The sequence below is a fragment of the Lysinibacillus sp. NPDC094177 genome (assembly GCF_050279145.1).
In the GTDB taxonomy this organism is placed as follows: Bacteria; Bacillota; Bacilli; order Bacillales_A; family Planococcaceae; genus Lysinibacillus.
The window spans coordinates 87,713-110,844 of the sequence record NZ_JBNNTW010000006.1 but is presented as its reverse complement, the minus strand read 5'-3'; the positions used below and the strand labels follow the sequence as shown (position 1 = coordinate 110,844).

At 36.7% G+C, this 23,132-nt stretch carries 26 protein-coding genes and 1 riboswitch; of the genes, 24 read left to right on the top strand and 2 right to left on the bottom strand.

The genetic code is table 11. The features are described 5' to 3' along the window. The first annotated feature begins 30 nt into the window (after positions 1-30). Both ACQKNC_RS12165 and ACQKNC_RS12160 read left to right on the top strand, forming a co-directional pair. Complete coding sequence (locus tag ACQKNC_RS12165; RefSeq protein WP_427425108.1) at positions 31-780, top strand: HAD-IIB family hydrolase; 750 nt, start codon at positions 31-33, stop codon at positions 778-780. A gap of 93 nt (positions 781-873) precedes the next feature. Next, positions 874-1,113 (top strand): hypothetical protein, encoded by a 240-nt coding sequence (locus ACQKNC_RS12160; RefSeq protein WP_427425107.1) that lies wholly within the window; start codon positions 874-876, stop codon positions 1,111-1,113. A gap of 226 nt (positions 1,114-1,339) precedes the next feature. Here ACQKNC_RS12160 and ACQKNC_RS12155 read toward each other — a convergent pair whose 3' ends face one another. Further along, a complete protein-coding gene (locus ACQKNC_RS12155) occupies positions 1,340-3,034 on the bottom strand; it encodes a methyl-accepting chemotaxis protein (protein ID WP_427425106.1) in 1,695 nt (564 codons plus the stop codon). A gap of 309 nt (positions 3,035-3,343) precedes the next feature. Here ACQKNC_RS12155 and ACQKNC_RS12150 point away from each other — a divergent pair, with 309 nt between their 5' ends. The 5 genes from ACQKNC_RS12150 (at position 3,344) to ACQKNC_RS12130 (ending at position 6,723) form a co-directional block, all read left to right on the top strand. Then, entirely contained in the window at positions 3,344-3,838 is a 495-nt protein-coding gene (locus tag ACQKNC_RS12150) for a DUF1648 domain-containing protein (RefSeq protein WP_427425105.1), read from the top strand. A gap of 205 nt (positions 3,839-4,043) precedes the next feature. Then, entirely contained in the window at positions 4,044-4,700 is a 657-nt protein-coding gene (locus ACQKNC_RS12145) for a YdeI/OmpD-associated family protein (RefSeq protein WP_427425104.1), read from the top strand. Between the two features lie 138 nt (positions 4,701-4,838). Further along, positions 4,839-5,276, top strand: coding sequence for a DUF1801 domain-containing protein (locus tag ACQKNC_RS12140; RefSeq protein ID WP_427425103.1), 438 nt, complete (start codon positions 4,839-4,841; stop codon positions 5,274-5,276). After that, positions 5,273-5,650: a VOC family protein gene (locus ACQKNC_RS12135; protein WP_427425102.1), complete on the top strand. Its 378-nt coding sequence runs from the start codon at positions 5,273-5,275 to the stop codon at positions 5,648-5,650. The genes ACQKNC_RS12140 and ACQKNC_RS12135 overlap by 4 nt, the downstream gene beginning before the upstream one ends. A 92-nt stretch (positions 5,651-5,742) precedes the next feature. Beyond that, entirely contained in the window at positions 5,743-6,723 is a 981-nt protein-coding gene (locus ACQKNC_RS12130; RefSeq protein ID WP_427425101.1) for a GNAT family N-acetyltransferase, read from the top strand. A 51-nt stretch (positions 6,724-6,774) separates the two neighbouring features. Here ACQKNC_RS12130 and ACQKNC_RS12125 read toward each other — a convergent pair whose 3' ends face one another. Next, complete coding sequence (locus ACQKNC_RS12125) at positions 6,775-7,212, bottom strand: Rrf2 family transcriptional regulator (protein WP_427425100.1); 438 nt, start codon at positions 7,210-7,212, stop codon at positions 6,775-6,777. Positions 7,213-7,402: 190 nt separating this feature from the next. Between ACQKNC_RS12125 and hmpA the strand changes: the two genes are divergently transcribed. From hmpA to ACQKNC_RS12040, 17 genes are all read left to right on the top strand, one after another. Continuing rightward, positions 7,403-8,569, top strand: a complete 1,167-nt coding sequence (gene hmpA, locus ACQKNC_RS12120; protein WP_427425099.1) for an NO-inducible flavohemoprotein — start codon at positions 7,403-7,405, stop codon at positions 8,567-8,569. 367 nt (positions 8,570-8,936) lie between these two features. Beyond that, positions 8,937-9,197 (top strand): metal-sensitive transcriptional regulator, encoded by a 261-nt coding sequence (locus ACQKNC_RS12115; RefSeq protein WP_427425098.1) that lies wholly within the window; start codon positions 8,937-8,939, stop codon positions 9,195-9,197. Between the two features lie 43 nt (positions 9,198-9,240). Continuing rightward, the gene (locus ACQKNC_RS12110; RefSeq protein ID WP_427425097.1) at positions 9,241-9,582 is read left to right on the top strand and encodes a rhodanese-like domain-containing protein; all 342 of its coding nucleotides are present in this window, start codon (positions 9,241-9,243) and stop codon (positions 9,580-9,582) included. A gap of 12 nt (positions 9,583-9,594) precedes the next feature. After that, positions 9,595-9,891: a rhodanese-like domain-containing protein gene (locus tag ACQKNC_RS12105; RefSeq protein ID WP_427425096.1), complete on the top strand. Its 297-nt coding sequence runs from the start codon at positions 9,595-9,597 to the stop codon at positions 9,889-9,891. A gap of 78 nt (positions 9,892-9,969) precedes the next feature. Further along, a complete protein-coding gene (locus ACQKNC_RS12100; protein WP_427425095.1) occupies positions 9,970-10,524 on the top strand; it encodes a sulfurtransferase TusA family protein in 555 nt (184 codons plus the stop codon). A gap of 12 nt (positions 10,525-10,536) precedes the next feature. Continuing rightward, the gene (locus ACQKNC_RS12095; RefSeq protein WP_427425094.1) at positions 10,537-10,932 is read left to right on the top strand and encodes a DsrE/DsrF/DrsH-like family protein; all 396 of its coding nucleotides are present in this window, start codon (positions 10,537-10,539) and stop codon (positions 10,930-10,932) included. A 90-nt stretch (positions 10,933-11,022) separates the two neighbouring features. Continuing rightward, entirely contained in the window at positions 11,023-12,150 is a 1,128-nt protein-coding gene (locus tag ACQKNC_RS12090; protein ID WP_427425093.1) for an MBL fold metallo-hydrolase, read from the top strand. Between the two features lie 153 nt (positions 12,151-12,303). Next, positions 12,304-12,531: a sulfurtransferase TusA family protein gene (locus ACQKNC_RS12085; protein ID WP_049663237.1), complete on the top strand. Its 228-nt coding sequence runs from the start codon at positions 12,304-12,306 to the stop codon at positions 12,529-12,531. Positions 12,532-12,626: 95 nt separating this feature from the next. Further along, positions 12,627-13,403: a sulfite exporter TauE/SafE family protein gene (locus ACQKNC_RS12080; protein ID WP_427425092.1), complete on the top strand. Its 777-nt coding sequence runs from the start codon at positions 12,627-12,629 to the stop codon at positions 13,401-13,403. A 13-nt stretch (positions 13,404-13,416) separates the two neighbouring features. Continuing rightward, the gene (locus tag ACQKNC_RS12075; RefSeq protein WP_427425091.1) at positions 13,417-14,121 is read left to right on the top strand and encodes a DsbA family oxidoreductase; all 705 of its coding nucleotides are present in this window, start codon (positions 13,417-13,419) and stop codon (positions 14,119-14,121) included. A 12-nt stretch (positions 14,122-14,133) separates the two neighbouring features. Continuing rightward, entirely contained in the window at positions 14,134-14,274 is a 141-nt protein-coding gene (locus ACQKNC_RS12070) for a hypothetical protein (protein ID WP_427425090.1), read from the top strand. A gap of 179 nt (positions 14,275-14,453) precedes the next feature. Further along, positions 14,454-15,404 carry a c-type cytochrome gene (locus ACQKNC_RS12065; protein ID WP_427425089.1) on the top strand — a complete coding sequence of 317 codons (951 nt, stop codon included), beginning with the start codon at positions 14,454-14,456 and terminating at the stop codon, positions 15,402-15,404. A gap of 371 nt (positions 15,405-15,775) precedes the next feature. After that, a complete protein-coding gene (locus ACQKNC_RS12060; protein WP_427425222.1) occupies positions 15,776-17,764 on the top strand; it encodes an ABC1 kinase family protein in 1,989 nt (662 codons plus the stop codon). 845 nt (positions 17,765-18,609) lie between these two features. Beyond that, entirely contained in the window at positions 18,610-19,782 is a 1,173-nt protein-coding gene (locus ACQKNC_RS12055; protein ID WP_427425088.1) for an NlpC/P60 family protein, read from the top strand. An 812-nt stretch (positions 19,783-20,594) separates the two neighbouring features. After that, positions 20,595-21,143: a hypothetical protein gene (locus ACQKNC_RS12050; protein WP_427425087.1), complete on the top strand. Its 549-nt coding sequence runs from the start codon at positions 20,595-20,597 to the stop codon at positions 21,141-21,143. A gap of 207 nt (positions 21,144-21,350) precedes the next feature. Next, positions 21,351-21,896 carry a glutathione peroxidase gene (locus ACQKNC_RS12045; RefSeq protein WP_427425086.1) on the top strand — a complete coding sequence of 182 codons (546 nt, stop codon included), beginning with the start codon at positions 21,351-21,353 and terminating at the stop codon, positions 21,894-21,896. Positions 21,897-22,184: 288 nt separating this feature from the next. After that, a riboswitch (cobalamin riboswitch) is annotated at positions 22,185-22,387 on the top strand. A gap of 201 nt (positions 22,388-22,588) precedes the next feature. Beyond that, a complete protein-coding gene (locus tag ACQKNC_RS12040; RefSeq protein WP_427425085.1) occupies positions 22,589-23,131 on the top strand; it encodes an ATP:cob(I)alamin adenosyltransferase in 543 nt (180 codons plus the stop codon). Position 23,132: the final 1 nt, after the last annotated feature.

Here is a 23,132-nt window from a genome sequence, read left to right as displayed (position 1 = left end):
TAATTAATAGTTTAGAAAGAAGGCATGACTATGAAATTTGTATTTGATTTAGACGGTACGATTTGTTTTAAGGGTCAACCATTAAGTGAAGGAATTACAAATGCTCTAGAAGCTTGTATACATAATGGGCATGAAATTATTTTTGCATCAGCTCGTCCGATTCGTGATTTATTGCCTGTATTACCTGAAACAATGAGGAAATTTCCAATGGTAGGGGGAAATGGTGCATTTGTTGCACGAAACGGAGAAATTGTTGAGGTAACAGCATTTACAACAGAAATTGTAGAAGAGATTCAAAACATTATTTCAGCTTTTCAACTGCCTTATTTAGTAGACGGTGATTGGGATTATGCGTATACAGGTAGTGAGACACATCCAATTTATCAAAATTTAGATCCATTAAAGCTTGCGAAAAATGTGTCATTCCATGAGTTAAATGATATCGTAAAAATTGTTTTATTTCCTGGAGAGCAACATAAAGAAATATTGGCTGAATTACAGAGGTTACCGATATCAGTGTATGAACATACGTCAGAAAATATTGTCGATATGAGCCCGAATGGCATTGATAAATGGAATGGCTTAATGAAATTAGGTGTCGCTGAAGGTGGGTTTATCGCGTTTGGGAATGATGCGAACGATGCATCCATGTTTGTAAAGGCGAAAGAAAGCATTTGTGTGGGTGACCATAAAGTACATGAGCTTGCGTCCTTACAAGTACTAAGTGACGAGACTGCAGTAATTGACATGTTAAATACGTTAAATGAAAAGTACAAATAAGAGGCTTTAAGTGATTAGTTTCTAATGCTACTGTTCAGTATTGAATCATTTTTCTCTCAATTAAAATGGGTGTTTTAAAAAGGAGAAGACAATTTGACGGATTCTAACACAATTTTATTCCTTTGGCAGCTTTCATTTTTCATTTCGGTTGTCACATTAATAATGGGGATTTTTAAAAAGTCTTGGATTTTTACGCTGATAAGTACAATTACATTTTTGCCTGTAGCATATTATTTTTTAGGAGCAGTAAATACTATTAAATATATTGGATTAACACCAATTATTCTTGTCATATTAGCTATACTATTTTGGTTTTTAAAAAGAAAATCTTAGGCAATGAGGATAAAGAAAAGTAAGTTTCCTCCCAACTTGTATTTAATTACAAGTTGGGAGGATTTTTATAAAAAGTTAATTTGTCAATGAAATAGATTATCAAAATATGTTTGATAATCAACAAATATTGATTTTGGTAATCTTGAAATTAATGCTATTATTTCGTTAATAAATCTGGGTTAAGGGTTGTAATGTTAATCAATACTGAACGCCTACTTTTAACATTTTACTCCACTTTAAAACGCGAAACCTGTGATTGCAATTCCTCAGCCATGTTTGATAGTGTAGCAGCAGAAGCGGCCACTTCTTCAATAGTCGCTAATTGTTCCTCAGAAGCAGAAGCTACATTTTGTAGATTTGAAGAAGACATTTGTGCAATTGTTGCAATTTCATCGAAGGATGCGTAAATTTGTTCAGCACTTGATGACATTTCCTCAGAAACTGTCGTTGCTTCTTGAATTTGCTTGGATACTTGTTCAATCAGCTCAACGATTTTTGAGAAGCCTTCCTCAGCTACGTTTACAACTTGCATACCCACTTGTACTTCTTGTGTACCAGCATCCATCACAGTGACGGCACGGTTCGTATTTTGTTGGATTTCTGAAATCAGAGTTGCAATTTGTTCAGCAGATTTCTTAGATTGTTCAGCTAATTTCTTCACTTCATCTGCAACTACTGCAAAGCCACGACCATGATCCCCTGCACGTGCTGCCTCAATTGCAGCATTCAGTGCTAGTAAATTTGTTTGCTCTGCGATATCCGTAATGAGACCAATAATATTCCCAATTTCAACAGAGTGGTTTTCTAAATTTTTCACAACGCTAGCAGATTCTAAAACCGCTGAATTAATCGTGTCCATCTGAGTAATAACTCGATGTAGCGATTCATTTCCTTTATTAGCTTCAGTATTTGTCTCTATAGCAAGCTCTGAAACGGCAGCTGTAGTCGCAGCCAATTGTTGAATGCCTTTTGTCATAGTTTTCATAGCTACTGAGCTTTCAGTTGCATTTTTGCCTTGAGCTTCGGAGCCACTTGCAACTTCTTGTATAGAGGAAGTAATTTGTTCTGTCGCTTGGATTGTTTGCTCGGCACTTGCGGTTAATTCAGCAGCAGAACCACTTACTTGCACAGTGTTATGACGTACATTTGTAATAAGATCCTTTAAATTTACCGCCATTTGATTAAAGGCCAGTGCTAAATCACCTACTTCATCACGATTCTTAATGTGAATTTGCTCAGTTGTTAAATCGCCCTCAGCAATCTTTTTCGCAGTCTTTGCCATACCTTTGATAGGGCGGGAAATAAGGCTTCCCATGACAATTGCAATTATCAGACTAATGACAACAGCAAACACGCCGAGAATAATCATTTGGACTTTAATGGATTGAATTTCTTTTGATGCAGCAGCGATTTTTCCTTTTATATATTCATCTTGGTAGTTTGCAAGGTTAGCTACACGTTCATCGAATTGTTTATTAATTAGGCGGCCTTGTGAGCTATCGAGCTTTTCATATTGCTCAATTTCTCCTGCAGCCTTTAATGAAAACATTCGATCTGCGAACTGTTGTACATCTTGCTCACTTTTATTGATTGCATCTAATAATTCAATGGATTTTTTAGAATCGAACGATGCCTTTAATTCATCATATTTCTTTTTAAATTCTTCACGTGACGCCTGATTACTTTGAAAATTTTGCTTGTCCCCAAGTAATAGATAGCCTCTCATATTTACAATTTCTTGTTTAGCAATTGCACGAAGCTCTTGAATACCAATAGATTTAGTTGTTTGTTCTTCAAGTAACACACGATAGTTCTCGTTTACGGAATTAAGTTGTTTGAAATTTAACCCAATTGTGCCGACTAATACTAAAATAACGATAAAAAAACCGAGTATTAATTTCTTGTAGATAGTAAATCGCATAGTTGTTGTTTCCTTTCTCAGCATTTTAGTAGAAATGTTACAAAAAAATGAAATATGTATATACCATTTATATCAGATTATATGAATTTTACAAAGTATTATGAGTATTTTAACTATAATTAATAAGATTAAAAAGGAAGTAAATTGTAGAAAAGATGATAAAAAAAGCAGATTAAATTGCTATTTTACTGTACGTGAAAGTGGATAGTTACATATAGATCACAAACAATTATGACAATTTACATAAATTTGAAACTTAATGAACTGTAGTACGTAAATTAATAAAGGAATAAGCAAGGATGTGGGAAGATGTATAGGCCAATTTTGAAATTACCGAAAACGACATATGAAAAGATTTGGGACTATATCGGTGGCGGGTTATTTGTACTGTCCATTCTTTATATTTTTGTAATGTGGGGCAAACTACCCGAGGAGATTCCAGGTCATTTTAATGGTGCGGGAGAAGTTGATCGTTGGGGTTCAAAAATAGAGGTACTCATCGTGCCGTTTATCGGAATATTTCTATGGATTTTGCTTGGGCTACTTGAAAAAGCTCCGCAAATGCATAATTACCCAGCACGTTTAAATGAAAGTAATGTAGAGGCATTTTATTTAAATAGCCGAAAACTATTAAATGAAATAAAAAACCTCTGTCTAATTTTATTTGCAGCTATATCATTCCAAATGGTACGAATTGCCCTTGGGGAGGCAGTGAGCCTTGGTGGGTGGTTCCTACCAATAGTGCTAATTGCAACAGCTATTCCGATTATTAAAGGAATAGTGGCGACTACAAAAATAAAGTAACTTATCTTCATTCAGCAAATGTTTTTTGTAGCGAAAGCGAAGCGTCAGCTAAAAATGTTTTTTGTAGCGAGATTGATTAAGTTATTGTAAACCTTGAACGCTCGAGAAAATTCGAGCGTTTTTTTGTACGAAAATTGCACTAAATCAGCTATACTATCAAAACCAAGAGAAAATTGTATTGATAATTAGAAGAGGTGTCAAAGCTATGCTAAAGAAATTTAAAATGAAGGATGAACTGTCCGTTGCAATTCATAATCAACCACAGGATCTGATACTAGAGGGAATATCCCAAGCAGGAAATGCACCTCATGATCGAATAATTGCCTTTGTGTTTAATATTGATGAAATGGTAACGCATTTACAAAATATACTAAAGTTAAACACTCTTGCGGAACAAGGTTATTTATTTTTTGTTTATCCGAAAAAGGGGAACAAAAAGTATGAACAGTTTATCCATCGCGATGAAATCTTCCCAGCAATTCAAGTGGACGAGGAAAAATACATTGTTGGCAGTGATTATAAATTTGCAAGTCTTATGTCATTAGATGAGACATTTTCTATATTAAGCATAAAGAGAGATGGTAAGGGACGCGGCAAGAAAAAGACAGCGAGTAGTCAGTGTGTTAGTGACTATGAAGGTATGATTCCTCAATTGCGTGAATCACTTGCAGAAAATCCAGATGATTTAGCATTTTATGATGGATTAACACCGGGTTATCAAAAGGACTGGGCACGTTATATCTATAGTGCGAAAAAGGAAGAGACGCAGGTAGCACGTTTAGAGGAGATGCGTGAAATTATTAGATTAGGCTACAAAACAAAGGAACTATATCGAAAAGCAAAGGCAGAAGGTAAAGCATAAATAACAAAGAAACTTTATTGATTCTTTTAAATGATACTATATTCATTGTAATTGGTAATCCTTCATTAGCCTATCTTGTGAAATAAAATAGAGGGTTAGCAACGAATTAGGATTCATATGTTGAAAAGAGGGCAGAGTATGAAGAACACATATATTGAACAAGTGGATGAAAAATGGCGAGAGAGTTTTGCCAATCTTGTGGAAGTGGTAGAAAGCAATTTACCAGAGGGGTTTGAAGAGAGTATGTATTATGACATGGTAAGCTATGTTGTCCCACTATCTACTTATCCGAAGGGCTATCATGTCACACCCAATACTCCCTTGCCCTTTATAAGTCTTGCTGCACAAAAACGTCATATTGCAGTTTATCATATGGGCATTTATGCAGATCAGGCGTTACTCTCGTGGTTCCAGGAGGAATATGCGAAACGAGTGCCGACAAAACTCAATATGGGGAAAAGCTGTATTCGTTTTACAAGCACTAAAAATATTCCGTATGAATTAATTGGAGAGCTTGTTTCGAAAATGACACCAGTACAATGGATTACAAAATATGAAGGGGAGTTAAACACATGAAAAGTGCTACTACATTTTTAATGTTTCAGGGACAAGCCAATGAAGCTATTCAGCAATATCAACAATGGTTTTCAGAATTACAGGTGGAAAGCTTAACTTATATGGAAAACTCACAACAGGTTGCGATGGCTGTTCTTAATTTAAAAGGTTTGAAAATGATGGTGAATGATAGTGTAATACAGCATAACTTTACATTTACACCGTCAACTTCTATTTTTATGGAATGTGAGTCTGAAGAAGAAATCGACAGTCTAGTTGCTCAAATTTTAGAGGGTGGACAAGCGTTAATGCCACTTAATAATTATGGGTTTTCTAAGAAATTTGCCTGGATTCAGGATCGCTTCGGTGTATCCTGGCAATTAACGTATAATTGAATTTCAAAAGAAATATATATAAATAGTGGATGAAATCATTATGTTAGTAGAGGATGAAACAAGGCGTAATTATGTTAAAAGGAGAATAGAATATGGCAGTAACTTTAGTGAGGCAAGACATAAAATATGCTGAAGCAATGCATGCGCTGTCTTCCATGCCACAGGTTCGAGATGCACTAGGGTTACCTGCTGGCAAGGTGGAAGATACGATAAATTTTATTAAACGTGAATGTGTGGATGAAGAGGCTGGAAAGACAGTTCCTCGTGTTGTCTTAGATGAGGAAGGACAACTTATTGGTGTGACGGCGTTAATGTTTATTGATCACAATAAAAAAAGCTGTCATATTGGTTCATGGCTAGGCTATGAATTTTGGGGAAAAGGCTATAATCTTCAATCAAAAATTGCAATTTTAGATATTGCATTCTTTGAGTTAGGGTTAGAGCGTGTTTTTGCAGGAGCTAGAAAGGTTAATATCCGTTCACAAAAGGCTCAGGAGAAGTTGTCTTTTATTCGATTAGGAGTAGAAAATGATTATCCGCAGGAGCATTCGTGGCTAGAGGTTAAAGAAAAGCAGCCATGTGTTTTAAATGTTTTTGAGCGCGAAGATTTTGTTCGATATCGTACAGCCTTAAAGAAAGTGGAAGGTGTGCGAGAAGACTATTTACAACAATTATTATTAGCTGATGAAAGTGAAGTCGCTGTTCGAGAATATTTAAATGACGGTGAATTATACGAGATTAAATGTGGTGATCAGTTAGCGGGTGTAGCTTTACTTCTTGCACAGTCTGATGCAACAGTAGAGTTGAAAAATATTGCGATCGTACCAAAGTATCAAGGTAAAGGGCTTGGGAAGGAAGCGCTGCGACAAATAACAACAGTTTGTCAATCTCAAGGATATAAAACGATAAGAGTTGGAACTGCAAATTCTAGTATTGATAATATTGCATTCTATCAAAAAGCAGGTTTTCGTATGGAAGCAATTGAAAAAGATTTTTTCAGCAATTATCCAGAGCCAATTTATGAAAATGGAATTCGTGCACTAGATATGATTTTCTTTTCAAAGGCATTATAAAATAATATAGACATAAAAAATACCCGTCCAACTAGTGTTGTGCGGGTATTTTTATTCGCCAAGCAACAATGCCATCAACTTTTCTTTCGAATGTAAAAAATCATCTAGAGTATAGCGATCTAGGACGGCTAAATAGGCTTGTAGTGCTTCGTATAATACGCCTTTTAGCTGACATTCTGGAGCAATTTTACAAAGATTATTTTCTTTGTCGAAGCACTCGACAAGATGAAAATCCTCTTCTGTATGACGCACTATTTCACCAATTGTGATGGTTTTTGGGTCAATTGCTAAACGTATACCGCCGCCTCGTCCACGAATGGTTTCTATGTAACCTAGTAGTCCGAGCTGATGTGTCACCTTCATTAAATGGTTTTTCGATATATTATAAGCATCAGAAATTTCTTGGATAGTTGATAGTTGGCCTTCTTCCTTCGCACCCAGGTATATGAGTGTTCGAAGAGAATAATCTGTGTATAAAGTTAAGCGCATAAGAACACCCTACTTTCTATGGTTCAAAATAATTATAGCATTTTTACCTTGAAGTATTATAAATTCAATACTTTTTAAAAGATGTATTTGAAATACATTAATTATGTCCATTTTGTTAAAGATGTATTTTATATATTGCTTTTAAAAAAACAAAGCGTTATATTGTAATCACGAAAGGGTGGTAAGCGATATGTTAAAACAAGAAACAGTACAAATTATTAAAGCGACAGTTCCTGTATTAGAAGTTCATGGAGTGGAGATTACTAAAACGTTTTACAAAAATATGTTTCAAGCTCATCCAGAATTATTAAATATTTTTAACCATACAAATCAAGAAAAAGGTCGTCAGCAAACAGCATTAGCAAACACAGTTTATGCAGCTGCAGTTCATATTGAAAATTTAGAAGCTATTTTACCAGCGGTGATGTTAATTGCTCATAAACACCGTAGTCTAGGTATTTTACCTGAGCACTATCCAATTGTAGGAGAAAATTTACTAAAAGCGATTAAAGAAGTGCTAGGTGATGCAGCAACAGATGACATCATTAATGCTTGGGCTGAAGCATATGGTGTCATTGCGGATATCTTTATTCAAGTAGAAGAAGAGCTATATCAAAAAGCTGAGCGTAATGGCGGATGGCGCTTATTTAAATCATTGAAAGTGGCGAAAAAAGTAGTAGAAAGTGATCTTGTTACATCTATTTACTTTGAAAATGAAGATGGTTCACCTCTACCAGCTTATGAGCCGGGTCAATATATCAGTATCCGTGTGAAAGTACCAGGCGAAGAATATTTAATGAACCGTCAATATACGCTTTCGCAAGCAAGTGGAGAAGGTAGCTACCGCATTTCAGTAAAACGTGAAAGCGATCATACGCCAAATGGTAAAGTATCTAACTTTATTCACGACGTATTAGAAGTGGGAGATTTAGTGGATGTTAGTGCTCCAGCAGGGCTATTTGTCTTAGAAGAAACTTCTGCTCCAATTGCATTTGTAAGCGGTGGTATTGGTGTAACACCATTAAACAGTATGCTGCAATCACTAAAAGATGATGCGACAAATGAAGTGAGCTTTATCCAGTGTGCACGCAATGAAAAAGTTGTAGCATTTAGTGATGACATTCAAAAGAAAGTAAATGTTCTTCCGAATGCAACATACACAGCATTATATTCGGATGAAGATAAGAAAATCTCAAAAGAATTATTAGCTGAAAAAATAGCCAATAATGCAGATGTTTACGTATGTGGACCTGTAGGCTTTATGGAAGCTGTTATTGAAAATTTACATGAGATTGGCGTGAAAGACGAAAAAATTCATTTTGAATTCTTTGGTCCAGCAATGCAATTAGCAAAATAAATAAATATATGAACCCTTGTTATGAGAAGCAGTTTTCTGCACTTGTAGCAGGGGTTTTTGTGTACATAGGTATGAAAAAGTCATTAGATTTTAACTTATTTCATCGGCTGTCCAAACACCCGATGAAATAGGAGAGCTCAGTTTAAGAACGCCACGTCCTGTGGCATTACCGATTAAAAGAAAGAAAAGAAGATGAGGAGAATAACCTGAAATTGACTAGATAAAACGTTGATACAACAGGAAAAGAACATTGTAACTATGTGTAAGAAAAAATTAGGACTTTCATGTTGACATTATACCTAATGGGGTATATTATGAATCTCGTAAGCAAGTTCAATCAATCGTTTCGAAAGGAGGCGTGAACAGTATGGCTTACGGTACAAAAACAGCAAATCGAGTGAAGCGAATAGAAGGTCAATTGCGTGGTGTTTTGCGCATGATGGAAGAAGAAAAAAACTGTAAAGATGTGATTACACAGCTATCTGCCGTGCGTTCTGCGGTTGATCGGACTATCGGAGTAATTGTTAGTGAAAATTTATTGGAATGTGTAACGACGGCTGAAGGGGATGCAGAAAAAGTGAATGCGGCCATCCAAGAAGCGGTGGATTTAGTCGTGAAAAGTAGATAAATTTTATATACCCTAAATAGTATGTGTGAGGAGGCAGTATTACTTGGAAACATGGATTATACTTGCTGTTGTTATAGCATTTTTCGTTTGGCGAATGAAGCCGACGAAAGGAGTACAGTCAATTTCAGCGGCACAATTGAAAAATATTCTAAATGATAAGGATAAAGTTTTTATTGATGTGCGTACACCAGTTGAATATAAGGGGCGAAATATCCCGCAATTCAAAAATATTCCGCTCGGTTCTGGTTTTGACAAATTACCAAAGGATAAAGAGATCGTTGTCATTTGCCAAAGCGGCATGCGTAGTAGTCAGGCATGTAAGCAATTAAAAAAACAAGGATTTGAACGTGTAACAAATGTCCGCGGAGGCATGAGCGCGTATTAGGAGGAGAATAACATGAAAGAAGTTTCGGTCAAGGAAGTACAACAAGCTTTAGAGCAAGGTCAGGCATTACATTTAATCGACGTACGTGAAGTAGATGAAGTAGAGGCAGGACACATTCCTGGCATTATTCATATTCCACTTGGCTTACTTGAATTTCGTATGCATGAGCTAAATAAAAATGAATCATATATTATGGTCTGTCGATCAGGTGGTCGTAGTGGCAGTGCTACTCAGTTTTTAGAAAGCCAAGGCTTCGATGTTTCCAACATGGTTGGTGGCATGCTCGCTTGGGAGGGTGAAGTAAAATAAGGGGATGCATGGAAACCTGTAACGTGGCTATATTTTTTTAGTTAAAATAATACCCATATAGGTATGAGGGAGGAAGTTATGAGTATTAAGGTAGATTTTCAGCTAGATGCCAAGGGGCTTTCTTGTCCTATGCCAATTGTTAAAACGAAAAAGGCGATGGCTGATTTAGTAGATGGCCAAATTTTAGAAGTATCGGCAACAGATAAGGGTTCTAAAGCGGATATTGCTGCGTGGGCTGAATCTGTAGGTCATCAATATATTGGGACAGTGGAAGAAGAAAGTGTGCTTAAACATTACATTCGCAAATGTTCTGACGACACGATGGATGAGCAAGCATTTGAACAAATAATTGAGTTAGAAGAGGTAGTGCGACGGGAAGGTCTGATTCTCGATGTTCGTGAGGAGGCAGAGTTTGCTTTTGGTCACATCGAGGGAGCAAAGTCTATTCCGATGGGAGAGCTAGAAGCACGCCTTTCTGAACTTAATAAAGAGCAAGAGATTTATGTCGTTTGTAGATCTGGGAAGCGTAGTGATTTAGCTGCTCAAAAGCTTGTAGCGCATGGCTTTACAAAGGTATTTAACGTTCTGCCAGGTATGACATCCTGGGAAGGTAATTTAATAAATAACATTTAGGGGGATATTATTATGTCAAATAAAGTAGCGATAATTGCAAGTAACGGTGGTCTTTTCGATGCGTATAAGGTGTTCAATATTGCAACAGCAGCGGCGGCTACAGAGAAAGAAGTAGCTATCTTCTTTACATTCGAAGGGTTGAATTTAATTCATAAACAAGGAATGCATGCATTACCTATGCCTGCGGGAGCGGAGCATTTTGCAGAAGGGTTTGCTAAAGCTAATGTACCAGCAATTCCGCAATTAGTGGAAATGGCACAGGAATTAGGTGTGAAATTTATTGCGTGTCAGATGACTATGGATGTAATGGGTTTAACGACAGATGATTTTGTTGAAGGTATTGAGGTTGGGGGAGCTGTGACGTTCTTAGAGTTTGCAAAAGATGCAGCACCGTCATTAACATTCTAATTAATTTGAAGCTAAACTAACAATACAGGCGGAGAGGGCAACCTTTCCGCTAAAAAAATCAACAAAACAATACCTTGGGGGGTAATAAGAGTGTCAGTTTTAAAATGGAGTGCAGTGCAGGTAGCGAAAAAAGTAATTAATAATGAAGAATTATTTATTTTAGATGTTCGAAATGCAGATGCATTCGAAGATTGGAAAATTGATGGCCATAAATTTGAATACCTTAATATTCCGTATTTTGAGCTGTTAGACGGCGTAGAGGATATTTTACCGAAGATTCCAGCTGATAAAGATGTGTTAGTCGTTTGTGCGAAAGAAGGTTCATCGCTGATGGTGGCTGAGATGTTATCAGAAGCAGGACGTACTGTGGCTTATTTAGAAGGTGGAATGAAAACGTGGAGTGAATATTTAGAACCGATTAAAGTTGGAGATTTAACAGGTGGTGGTGAACTTTATCAATTTGTGCGTTTAGGGAAGGGTTGCCTTTCTTATATGGTCATTTCTGAGGGTGAAGCAGCGATTATCGATGCTGTACGTTTTACAGACGCATTCACAAGCTTTGCAGAAGAGAAAAACGTAACAATTAAATATGTGTTCGATACACATTTACATGCTGATCATATTTCTGGTGGTCGACACATAGCAGCTACTACTGGTGCGACTTATTATTTACCGCCAAAAGATGCCGAAGAGGTTGTGTTTGACTATACACCTTTGCTTGACGGAACAACTGTACAAGTTGGCGCCTCTAAAATTGATGTAGGAGCGATTTATTCGCCTGGTCATACAATTGGTTCAACGTCATTTGTTGTGGACAGCAAGTATTTATTAACTGGAGATATTTTATTTATTGATTCAATTGGACGTCCTGATTTGGCGGGTCTTGCAGAAGACTGGGTTGGTGATTTACGCGAAACGCTGTACAAACGATACAGAGAATTATCGGATGATTTAATAGTTTTACCGGCTCATTTTATGATTATTGATGAACTAAATGAAGATGGGACTGTAGCAAAACATCTTGGGCAATTATTTGCCGAAAATCACGGCTTAAATATTAAAGATGAAGCGGAATTCCGAAGTGTCGTAACAGAGCATTTGCCTCCGCAGCCAAATGCATATCAAGAAATTCGTCGAGTAAATATGGGGAAGATTACCCCAACGCAGGATGAGCAAACAGAGATGGAGATTGGTCCGAATCGCTGCGCAGTTCGATAGTTATAAAATATGTTGAAATGCAATGATTACGCATGCATGGTTATAGCGTGTAAATACCGCGAAGCGAAGGCGCTCATCCTTCGTAAAGTCGTGAAAAAACAAACAGAACCGGCAAAATCGCTTACAACCTTTGCCGTTCCAAAGGAGAAAAATATGAAATCAAACTTACAACTAGACGCAAAGGGTTTATCTTGTCCGATGCCTATAGTGAAAACAAAAAAAGCGATAGATACATTAGCTTCAGGGGAAATTTTAGAGGTTCAAGTAACAGATAAGGGGGCTCTAGCGGACATCCCTGCTTGGGTAAAAGCAGGTGGTCATGCAATTTTAGACAAATCTGAAGATGCTGGTGTCATTACATTCTTTATTCAGAAAGCTTAAGACTGGTGGGGGTTGTCTCTTCTATTTGAAGGTAGAACAACCCTCCTTTCATTTAATATTAGTCCTTAGTGAAGTAACCAGAAAGAAGGGAAAGTATGGATTTGGCATGGATCATTACAATATTTTTAATTGGCTTTGTAGGTTCGTTTGTATCAGGTATGCTAGGAATTGGCGGAGCAATTATTAAATATCCAATGTTATTATATATCCCACCTTTACTTGGTTTTGCAGCATTTTCAGCACATGAGGTATCAGGTATTAGTGCAGTAGAAGTGCTTTTTGCCTCTTTTGCTGGGGTATGGGCATATCGAAAAGGTGGTTATTTAAATAAATCGTTGATTATATATATGGGTGGTGCTGTATTAGCTGGAAGTTTCGTTGGTAGTTATGGTTCCAAATTTTTATCTGAAGTGGGAGTTAACATCGTTTATGGTGTATTGGCGTTGATTGCTGCAGTGATGATGTTTATTCCTAAGAAGCAAATTGACGACAAACCTTTAGATGAGGTAACGTTTAATAAACCGATAGCAGCCATTTTAGCGTTTATTGTTGGTATTGGATCGGGAATTGTTGGGGCAGCTGGTGGTTTCTTGTTAGTACCTATAATGCTAGTAGTATTAGGTATACCGACACGTATGACAATAGCTTCAAGCCTTGCTATTACCTTTATATCCTCAATTGGCGGGACAATCGGAAAATTGATGACAGGACAAGTTAATTATTATCCTGCATTCATTATGATTATAGCTAGCCTAATAGCTGCTCCATTAGGTGCAAGAGTAGGGAAGAAATTAAATACAAAAATTTTACAAGCTATTTTAGCAGTGCTTATATTGGCAACTGCTATTAAAATTTGGATGAATATATTGTAGGAGGCAATCGTAAATGAAAATTGAGATTTTTTCGGATTTTACATGTCCGTTCTGCTATATTGGCAAACGAGAATTGGAACGTGCTATTGACTTAGCGGGTTATTCAGGGCAGGTAGAAATTGAATACAAAGCATATCAAATTGGTTCGGAAACACCTAAGAAAGATGCACCAACTCTATATGAAGGTATGGCTGCAAAATATGACTCAACTATAGAAGAAGTAAAGAAAATAACTCAGGATATAGCTATACGGGCTGAAGAGGTTGGCTTGCATTACAATTTTGGAGATATGAAAACAGCCCATACTGAAAAAGCTCATCGATTGGCAAAATGGACAAGGCAGTTTGATAAAGAATTGGCCTATACGGAAGAGCTTATGAGTGGTTATTTTACGGAAGGAAAAGACTTAAACGATGATATGTTTTTGTTGGAAGTAATTAGAAATTTAGACTTAGATGTTGAAGTTGCGAAGGATGTTCTAACATCAAACGACTTCAGTGAAGCTTTAGACAAAGATCGATATGATGCCCAACAGTTAGGTGTACAAAGTGTTCCATTCTTTGTTTTTGAAAATCGTTACGGTATTAAAGGTGCAGAGCCGAATGAGGTTTTTGTACGAACTTTGCATCAAGCAGCAGAGATAGCAGGTATTCAGCCGGTATTAAAGATGGTAGGTGATGGTGAAGCTATTTGTGCTGATGGTGAATGTAAATTATAGTGGGACGATAAAATGCTGAGTACAATGCTGTGCTCGGCATTTTTATCTTCATTCAGCGAATTATTTCTGTGCGAAAGCGAAGTGTCAGCAGCAATGTTTTCTGTAGCGAAAGTAAAGCGACAGCTACAATTACGCCAAGGTGAAATTAATTAGATCAGGATGTTATACATACTACAAGAGGTATTAAGTCTCGTTTAATGTGTTATAGAACAAGAAAATTTATAATTTTCTCCTCTAAAAGGTTCTATTTACGAGAGGTGTGAGAAAAGTCACATCGAAAAATATGCTATTTTGCTAAAATATAGGTAATTATACAAAGGGGGGTATTGTAGATGAAACCTATAGTAGCAGGAATAGCGGGGACAATACTGTTAGCAGGAACACTTTTTGTTGGGGCAGCCATTAGCGACAAAATTTTAGGCGATGCTAAAGGAGAAAGTAATGAAGCCGCTGTACAGACAAAAGTACCAACAACAGCAGCTGCTCAGTCAGTTGTCTATGCACCACCAAGCATGGAAGAAGTACCTGATGGACCTATGAAGGAAGCAATTTTATACGGTTATGAGCTTGTAAATAATACACATGTTGCTGCAGAAGAATATGTTGGGAATCAATTGTCTTGCACAAGCTGTCATGCAGGGGCAGGTTACGATGAGCAAGTTTCGTCATTAGTTGGAGTTACGGCGAATTATCCTCAATATATTGCACGCTCAGGTGATATTGTAACGATAGAGGAGCGTATTAACGGTTGTATGGTTCGCAGTATGAACGGTAAGAAATTTGACATGAATAGCAAAGAGTTAGAAGCGATGGTCTCATACTTTGCCTATATTTCAGAAGGTGTACCTATCGGAGCAGAACGTGAATGGGTAGGTACAAGTACTATGAAGAACGTTCCAATACCGGACGTTACGAAAGGTGAAGAAGTATATGCCCAGTCGTGTATTGCCTGTCACGCAGCTGATGGCTCAGGTAATGGTGCTAATACAGGTCCGGCATTATGGGGTGAGAACTCTTTCAATGATGGAGCGGGGATGGCGAGAATGTCGAAAATGGCTGGCTACATCAAAAATAATATGCCAGTCGGTGCAGCTGGTACTTTGACAGATCAAGATGCCGCTGATTTAGCAGCCTTTATTTTATCGCAGGATCGACCTGAATGGAAAAATCATGATAAAGATTGGCCTAAAGGTGGACGTCCTAATGATATTATGAATAAAGAAAAACGGGAGCAAGTTAAAAACGGCACAATAAATTGGGAGCAAGTGCTTTCCGCTAATTAGAATGAAGAGGGATTAGCCCATTGTGGAAATAATATACTTTTCGATTTACCTTTAGATAATTTTTGTCTAAAGGTATTTTTTTATCTAAAGATGGCAATCTACATCTGAGATTGTATATATGCACGGTATCTTTTAAAGTCGGAAAGGAAATCAACTACACGTTATGGTGATGAGCTGAATTTTAGAATTAAGGTGGGAGATTATATTTTTAAGCTATGGATGGTAACTCAATGCAAAAAAAAGATACTATTATAAAACCACGCCTTTTATTAAAGTAACTATTTCTCAGGTTATGGGTTCTATACAGAAGTACAGGTCGTATTTTGTTATACTAGCAGTATTAGGAAGTAGCGTCGGAGGTGACACTGTTGATTATTTTTTTAAAATTTTTAATCCAAATCATTGTTGTATTAGGGCTTATTTATTTTGTAAGTGGTCGATTAATTGGTTCAAACATTAATTTTGTTCGTAGGGTTCTTTCTGTAGTCATTAGTGTGACGCTAACGTCCTTTGTTTACTGGTATACCTATTTGCGCCATACAGATTTTTTATATGAACCGATGATGCAAACAGTGACAGAGGTTAGTACACTTATTTGGATTGGTAGCATGCTACTGATTTCGATGCTACTCTATCTCGTTTTTGAGCTTTTCGATCCAAGTGGTATTACGGCTAGAGATCGTCGTAATGGGCAAAAAAATTTATTCATGCGCCTTCGTAGCTACTGGCGCCAACAAAAGCGCTTGCGTCAGGTGTTAAAAATAGCTGTGACAAATGGCGTTGTCCAAACGATTAAATATGCACGACAACGAGAAAATGAAAAGGAACTTGCCGTTGCTTTAAGGGTAACTTTGGAGCAATGCGGTGGGATATTTGTTAAATTTGGCCAGGTTCTTTCTACTCGTAAGGAACTATTTTCGCCTATCTTTATTGACGAGTTAGAGAGGTTACAACATGGTGTGAAGCCTTTACCGTCAGAGCAGGTAACACAAATTTTAGAAGATACACTTCCGAAGCCTATGAATGAAATATTTGCAAGCTTTCAAATGGAGCCTATTGCGGCAGCATCTATTGGACAAGTACATAAGGCGCGATTGAAAAATTTTGATGAAGTCGTGGTGAAGCTACTGCGTCCAGAAGTGAAGGGGATTATGCGAGATGACCTTGAAATATTAGAGGAATTTGCTAATTGGCTTTCGAACAAGTCTACCTGGGCTGAGTCACTTGGTTTTCGAGAGCTTGCAAAAGGATTTGCAGATGGGTTACGCGAGGAAGTTCATTTAGATATTGAGGCTCGTAATACATTACAGGTGACGAATGCTCTTGCCAAAAGCGATTATAAGGTGAGGATTCCTAAAATCTATACAGAATATTGTTATGAAAATATTATTGTTATGGAATATGTATGCGGGAAAAGTGTTGCTAATGCTACGGCTGAATTTAATCATTTAGAAAGTGACCGTAGGCAGTTTGCCCAGACTGTTTTATATTCTTTCTTTGAGCAGATGCTTCTTTCGGGTATATTTCATGCAGATCCGCATCCGGGAAATATTCATATTGATGAGATGGATGGCACACCGATACTGCTTGATTTTGGAGCTGTTGGCCGTTTGGGCGCTACACAACAAGAAGGCCTGAAGCTATTTTTAATGGGGATTCAGCTAAATGATTCAAGTGTTTTATATGACGGCTTAACATTATTGGTTGAAAATGCTGATCATGCAGACCGTGCGAAGATGGAGCAAGCCATTAATCAAATTCTCTTGAAAATTTCTTACGTGGATCGAATTCCAACAGAGGAATTAATACATGCGTTATTTATGGTTGTTCGTGATTTCGGTCTTGCTTTCTATCCGGCAGTAGGTTTAGCACTACGTTCATTAGTAACACTGGATGGGACATTACGAGTAATTGACCCAAGTTTTGATATTTTTACGGAAGCGAAAGATTTTTCATCCGCCTATATGCGAGCATCTTTATTGAAGCCATTTAAAGAACCGATGGCAACAAAGGAACGATTGCAAGAAGAATTAGCAATGCTTATTCCGACATTGCGCAAAATGCCAAGACGAGTTGACCAACTTATTAAACGGGTGGAGAGCGGAAAAATTATTTTACATCACGATGTTTTTTCGGATGAGGATAATGCTCGTTTTATTACAAATCTGTTTTCCCGCTTCGTCTTACTTCTCGTTGGTATTACCTTTGGCATTATTTCTGTAGCACTTTTAGCAATCTCACAATTTATTCGTGATTCATATGCTGTTTACTTAAATACAGCTGCATACTTAGGATTATTTCTATGTGCCATTCTTTTAGTACGCCTTTCTATTCAAGCTTTACGTTCTATGAAGCAATAGGTAGGGGAAATGTTCACTTATCTCAGACTGTTGACATAAGCTATTCTTGATAGCTTGTCTATTCATACTAATAATAAAGAGCTGTTGATATTTCACGGAGAGTGGTGACTCCTGCGGGATGAGCTCGAGTGGAGTGAAAATCAACCTTTGTTTATTGAAACGCATTTATTTTGTCGGCAAACTAAGGTAGAGGAAATATTCCTTTACCTTTTTTTATGTGCACCCGGCATGCGCATGAACTATAGGGTGCAAGTCCCGAACACCGAAGAAGAGTCAGAAATCTCATTCGTTTAAAAGTCCATATAGAAAAGCATACGAATGGGGAAATACCCGAAAAGGATACTGGTACATCTCAAAAAGCCTCATATTACACAGAACCCTCGGCAATTCCTATTGGGAAAGCGAAGGGCAGAAAAGTCTGCAATTTCGTTACAAAACTTTGCGTTATTCATCTTAATTGAACCGTCGTATACGGAACCGTAAGTACGGTGGTGTGAGAGGTCGGGAGTTAATCACTCCCTCCTACTAAAATTTTAAAAGCGTTCTTGAGAAATATTACAAAAACATTACAAAAATGCAGATAGGTCTATTGGGAAAATAGTTAAAATAGGTTGTTTTGTAGAAGAAAACATAATTTTGTAGAATATCGTAGAATTTACGTGAATGTTACAAGAATGTTTCGAGTTTTACTAAACGATTAAAAAGACGTGAATTAGTATAAAAGTTATGCTATTAATGCTAAACTTTAAAAGGCTAATAAAATATAAGATAAAACACAAGAAATCGTTCCAGTGATTACATTAAAATACAAAGAGCGAAATTGACTAGTGAAGGGAAAGAGTAACGTGGGAAAGCGCAATAAATGGCGTAAGTCGATGGTGTTAGCATTAGCACTAGCTGGCGGCTTATTATTTAATACAGTTCAACCAACCGTAGTGCACGCAGAAGAAACATCTCAACAAATGATTGATAAGAAAACGAAAATAGATGCAGAAGTTAAAAAGCTACAAGAAGAATTAACTAATTTACAAAAAGAGATCGATGAAAAAGTAAAAGTATTTAACCAAGTACAAGCAGATATTAAAGAAGTTGATGCAAACATTGTAGATACTAAAAAACGTATTGAGCAACGTTCAACGATTTTAAGTGATCGTATGGCTGCATACCAAGCTCAAGATAGTACTGTGGGTGTTTATTTAAACGCTGTTCTTGAAGCAAAAAGCCTTGCAGATTTAATGGACCGTGTCGTAGCGGTAAAAACATTAATGGATGCTGACCAAGAATTAGTAGATCAACAAGAAGCAGATAAGGCTAATTTAGAGAAACAAAAAGCAACATTAGACGAAAAACAACAAGAGCTTCAAAAGCAATTCCAAGAGCTTCAACAAAAGGAAAGCGAAATGGAAGTAAAAAAAGCTGAGAACGAAGCAAAATCTCTTGCATTAAAGGCACAAATTGCAACGAAACAAGAAGAAGAACGTTTAGAAGCAGAACGTAAAAAAGCAGAGGAAGAAGCAGCTCGTTTACGTGCACTTCAAGCAGCTACTCCAGTTGTACAAGCAACAAACAACAATAATAACAGTGACAATAACGTTAGCAATAACAACGCTAACAATGGAAAATCATCACAAAAAATCGTTATTGGTTCAGGATCAGGCGCTGCATCTTCAGGCGATGCTATTTCAACTGCGAAGCAATTCCTTGGCCGTAGCTATGTATGGGGCGGCAGTAACCCATCGACAGGATTTGACTGTTCAGGTCTTGTGCAGTGGTCTTACAAACAAGCGGGCGTATCTTTACCACGTACAGCGTCACAACAATATTTAGCAACACAACGTATTTCAGCAAGTGAAGCACGTGTAGGTGACCTAGTATTCTTCAGCTATGGTTCAGGCGTAGCGCATGTAGGTATTTACTTAGGAAACAACACGATGATCGATGCTCAAAATAAAGGTGTTGTCGTTGAATCACTTGATTGGTGGAATCAATATTTAGTAGGCTTCGGTCGCATTCAATAAGCCTTACTATTCTATAGACGATTTAAATAACAAAAAGGTCATCTTTGTAAAAAAAAAATTACAAAGATGATCTTTTTTATTATTTGATGGGTGATTGGTTTATAGCGTTTCACCCACCTCAAACGCTAAATTCATCATGCCAAATAACTGAAAACCTACAACACTGCATGTAGTAAAGTGAATAAACTGATATGGTTACCCATTAATTTAGGCTCGACTACTCGACGAATAATGAGTAAAATAACATCTAGGATAAATAAATTTTACATAAGTAGACATATTTACTACTAATAGGTGATAAAGCCCTGGCCACTAAAATGATAATGGAAGCGAAGAAAAGAATGGCATCAATTATCCATAAAATGATTGTTATAGCTTGCGAATTTAAGTTGGATAAATAGTAGGCCAGTAAGTGTGACACCTCCAATAATAAAGCTGACGAGTAAATGTGACTTCATATAGTCAAAAGAAACGTTTCCTTGCATATTGAGTTGCGTTTCTGATAATTTTGAAATATGTAATTAGGAAGCTTGCATTGAAATTTAAAATTTGCGACTTAAGTTGTGGAGTAGTGAAGCAACGAATAATAGAAATTAAGATAACGTTTACTATGTAAAGAAAAGAACCTGTAATTTTAATACATATTTACCATCGTTGTTTGAAGAGATTTGACTCTAAAAGAGTGCACCATAATTAACCTAAAAAAGTTTCCTAGTATTTAAATTATTTATAGACTCTCCTTCTTTACGCAAATTAAGTTAAGTGATCTAAAAGTTTTTTTCGTTCTGAAACAATAAAGGTAGGGATGAATTATGGAAAAAGAGATTTTGCAACTTTTTAGTAATTTAACAGAGCGTGACCGTGATATTCAATACAAATCATATGAAGAATTAATGAAAATTATGCAGGAACCAGTTGATTGGACATATTCAGTTTGGGAACAACTTGTTCAGGCACTTACATACAAAAATGGACATGTGCGTGCAAGTGCTGCACAATTTTTATGCGCATTGGCAGCAAAAAGTGATCCTGAAGAAAGGGTTTTGGAGGACTTTTTAAAGATTTGGGCAGTAACGTATGATGAAAAAACAGTAACTGCGAGGCATACTTTGCAGGCAATTTGGAAAATAGGCTTAGCAGGGCAGGTACAAAGAGATTTAGTCGTTTCATATTTGGCGAAAAGATTTCAAATATGCTTAGATGAAAAGCACCCGACATTAATACGCTATGATATTATTGTATCCTTTAAAAAGCTATTCGATGAGACGAAAGACCCGAAGCTACTAAAAATTGCGGAGCGTTTAATTGATGAAGAACAAGATGTTAAATGCAAAAGAAAATATATGAAAGCCATCCATTAAAACTCGTGGAATGGCTATTTTTTTATGAAAATTCTTTCGTTAATAGAGAATTAGTTTATAATATATCCAGGCGTGTTGATTAGGAAAAAATAGGTTTATTATTGACCGATAATAGGATTTTTTTTGATGCCCTTAGCGGAAAATGCTGTCTTCAAAATGGTTAATAACACACCTGATAATATATGAAAAAGTAAAAGGAGTTAAATAATGAGTATTTATAATTATTTAGTAAAGAAGCCAAATGGTGAAATATTATCAATGGAAACTTATCGAGGAAAAACGCTGTTAATTGTTAATACAGCAAACAAGTGCCGTTTTACATATCAATTCGAAGACTTACAAAAAATGTATGGCAAATATGAGAAAGATAATTTTGTTGTATTAGGTTTTCCTTGTGATCAATTTGATAATCAAAATCCTGAAGATGGCGAACAAACTACACAACTTTGTAAAATCAACTATGGTGTAACATTCCCAATTTTTGAATTGGTGCAGGTCAATGGAGATGCGACACACCCATTATTCAATTATTTAAAGCACGAGATAGACTATCGCGAATTCGGCAAGGCAAGTATGCAGGAAAAAATGCTGGCAGAAGCAATTATCCAAATTGCACCTAGTTTTTTAGACGGTCGTAATATTCGCTGGAACTTTACAAAATTTTTAATAGATACAAATGGTAAAACAGTTGCCCGCTTCGAACCTACAGATTCACAGCTTGATATTGAGCGAGCTATTGAAAGAATCTTATAAAACCTTGGATCAATACTAAAATCCGTTTTTGATTAAAAAAGTTGGTCGATGAAAGTATATGGAGGGAGGATTAGACTAAATTTACGGAAAGCTTCCTCCTACATGGAATGTGCAGTCAAGTACATATTGTGAAGAGCCATAACTTTAACTCTCATTGAAATCAGAATAGAGAATGTTTTTGTATAGCTTTGTAGAAAAAGGGCTTACTATTGTTCATATTCATTTGTTTTCCGTTCATTTCAAAGCTATTTTTTCCTATCAATATATGTTAAACTGCTTTACAAGTGAATAATTCTTGCAGAATAAGGGTGCTAAACTATAGCATAATCGGGAATTCGGTGAAAAACCGAAGCTGTTTCCGCAACTGTAAGTACAGGAATCATAAAGATATACCACTGTCGAATTATTTGATGGGAAGGTTTTTTTATGACTCACAACGTGATTGAATAAACTGTACAAGCCAGGAGACCGACCTTTGTTTGAACGTATAGATAACTCTTCGGAAGCTAGGAGAATATGCGGCAAATACATAGGCTATGACGTGTCTATACGACACACTATTTATGTTATTTTCGTTGTTTCCTTAGGAGTGGGAACAGCGTTTTTTTATGTGCACTTATTAATTCACCTGATGAGATCCAAGGGTGTTTATAAAGTAAGAATTTTTCATGAAAGAAAGCGGGGACTTAGATTTGAAAAAAGATGCACGTTTTTCTTGTTATCCATTTATGCGTGAAAAGGCATTAACAGTAGATTTTGAAATTCGAACGGATAGCCTTACAACACATATTGGCGTCGCTTTGACAGCGGTGAAAAAAGAAACGTTAGAGGTAGTAGCGGATGATTTATTAGCCATTTTGCCAATGGCTTACCATGTAAATGGCTCAGTCCGAGGTAAATTAGCGGTAACCGAAGATGATTTAACTTGGCTAAGTAATCGCTATGATTTCTATGTTAGTCATGTTAAGGAAGAAATACAGAACTTTGTATTACCTCAAGGAACAGAGGCTGCCACTGCATTACATTTATGCCGTAGTGAGGCGAAAAAATCATATCGCATTTTGCACAAAGTATCTGAAGAACGAGAAGTACCAGCTATTCTTTTTGATTATTTAGGATTGCTAGCCAATGTTTTTTTTGTAATGGCTGTCTATATGAATCGGCATGCTGGTATTGCCGAAATACCGTTTATTAGTAAGTCATACCCGATGAAAAAGAAAAAGGAGAATCAATGAA

Bases quoted from the DNA above. Each gene is read 5' to 3' on its own strand.
- ACQKNC_RS12165 (WP_427425108.1), top strand. From the start codon at position 31: ATGAAATTTGTATTTGATTTAGACGGTACGATTTGTTTTAAGGGTCAA.
- ACQKNC_RS12155 (WP_427425106.1), bottom strand. From the start codon at position 3,034: ATGCGATTTACTATCTACAAGAAATTAATACTCGGTTTTTTTATCGTT.
- ACQKNC_RS12150 (WP_427425105.1), top strand. From the start codon at position 3,344: ATGTATAGGCCAATTTTGAAATTACCGAAAACGACATATGAAAAGATT.
- ACQKNC_RS12145 (WP_427425104.1), top strand. From the start codon at position 4,044: ATGCTAAAGAAATTTAAAATGAAGGATGAACTGTCCGTTGCAATTCAT.
- ACQKNC_RS12140 (WP_427425103.1), top strand. From the start codon at position 4,839: ATGAAGAACACATATATTGAACAAGTGGATGAAAAATGGCGAGAGAGT.
- ACQKNC_RS12135 (WP_427425102.1), top strand. From the start codon at position 5,273: ATGAAAAGTGCTACTACATTTTTAATGTTTCAGGGACAAGCCAATGAA.
- ACQKNC_RS12130 (WP_427425101.1), top strand. From the start codon at position 5,743: ATGGCAGTAACTTTAGTGAGGCAAGACATAAAATATGCTGAAGCAATG.
- ACQKNC_RS12125 (WP_427425100.1), bottom strand. From the start codon at position 7,212: ATGCGCTTAACTTTATACACAGATTATTCTCTTCGAACACTCATATAC.
- hmpA (WP_427425099.1), top strand. From the start codon at position 7,403: ATGTTAAAACAAGAAACAGTACAAATTATTAAAGCGACAGTTCCTGTA.
- ACQKNC_RS12115 (WP_427425098.1), top strand. From the start codon at position 8,937: ATGGCTTACGGTACAAAAACAGCAAATCGAGTGAAGCGAATAGAAGGT.
- ACQKNC_RS12105 (WP_427425096.1), top strand. From the start codon at position 9,595: ATGAAAGAAGTTTCGGTCAAGGAAGTACAACAAGCTTTAGAGCAAGGT.
- ACQKNC_RS12100 (WP_427425095.1), top strand. From the start codon at position 9,970: ATGAGTATTAAGGTAGATTTTCAGCTAGATGCCAAGGGGCTTTCTTGT.
- ACQKNC_RS12095 (WP_427425094.1), top strand. From the start codon at position 10,537: ATGTCAAATAAAGTAGCGATAATTGCAAGTAACGGTGGTCTTTTCGAT.
- ACQKNC_RS12085 (WP_049663237.1), top strand. From the start codon at position 12,304: ATGAAATCAAACTTACAACTAGACGCAAAGGGTTTATCTTGTCCGATG.
- ACQKNC_RS12080 (WP_427425092.1), top strand. From the start codon at position 12,627: ATGGATTTGGCATGGATCATTACAATATTTTTAATTGGCTTTGTAGGT.
- ACQKNC_RS12075 (WP_427425091.1), top strand. From the start codon at position 13,417: ATGAAAATTGAGATTTTTTCGGATTTTACATGTCCGTTCTGCTATATT.
- ACQKNC_RS12070 (WP_427425090.1), top strand. From the start codon at position 14,134: ATGCTGAGTACAATGCTGTGCTCGGCATTTTTATCTTCATTCAGCGAA.
- ACQKNC_RS12065 (WP_427425089.1), top strand. From the start codon at position 14,454: ATGAAACCTATAGTAGCAGGAATAGCGGGGACAATACTGTTAGCAGGA.
- ACQKNC_RS12050 (WP_427425087.1), top strand. From the start codon at position 20,595: ATGGAAAAAGAGATTTTGCAACTTTTTAGTAATTTAACAGAGCGTGAC.
- ACQKNC_RS12045 (WP_427425086.1), top strand. From the start codon at position 21,351: ATGAGTATTTATAATTATTTAGTAAAGAAGCCAAATGGTGAAATATTA.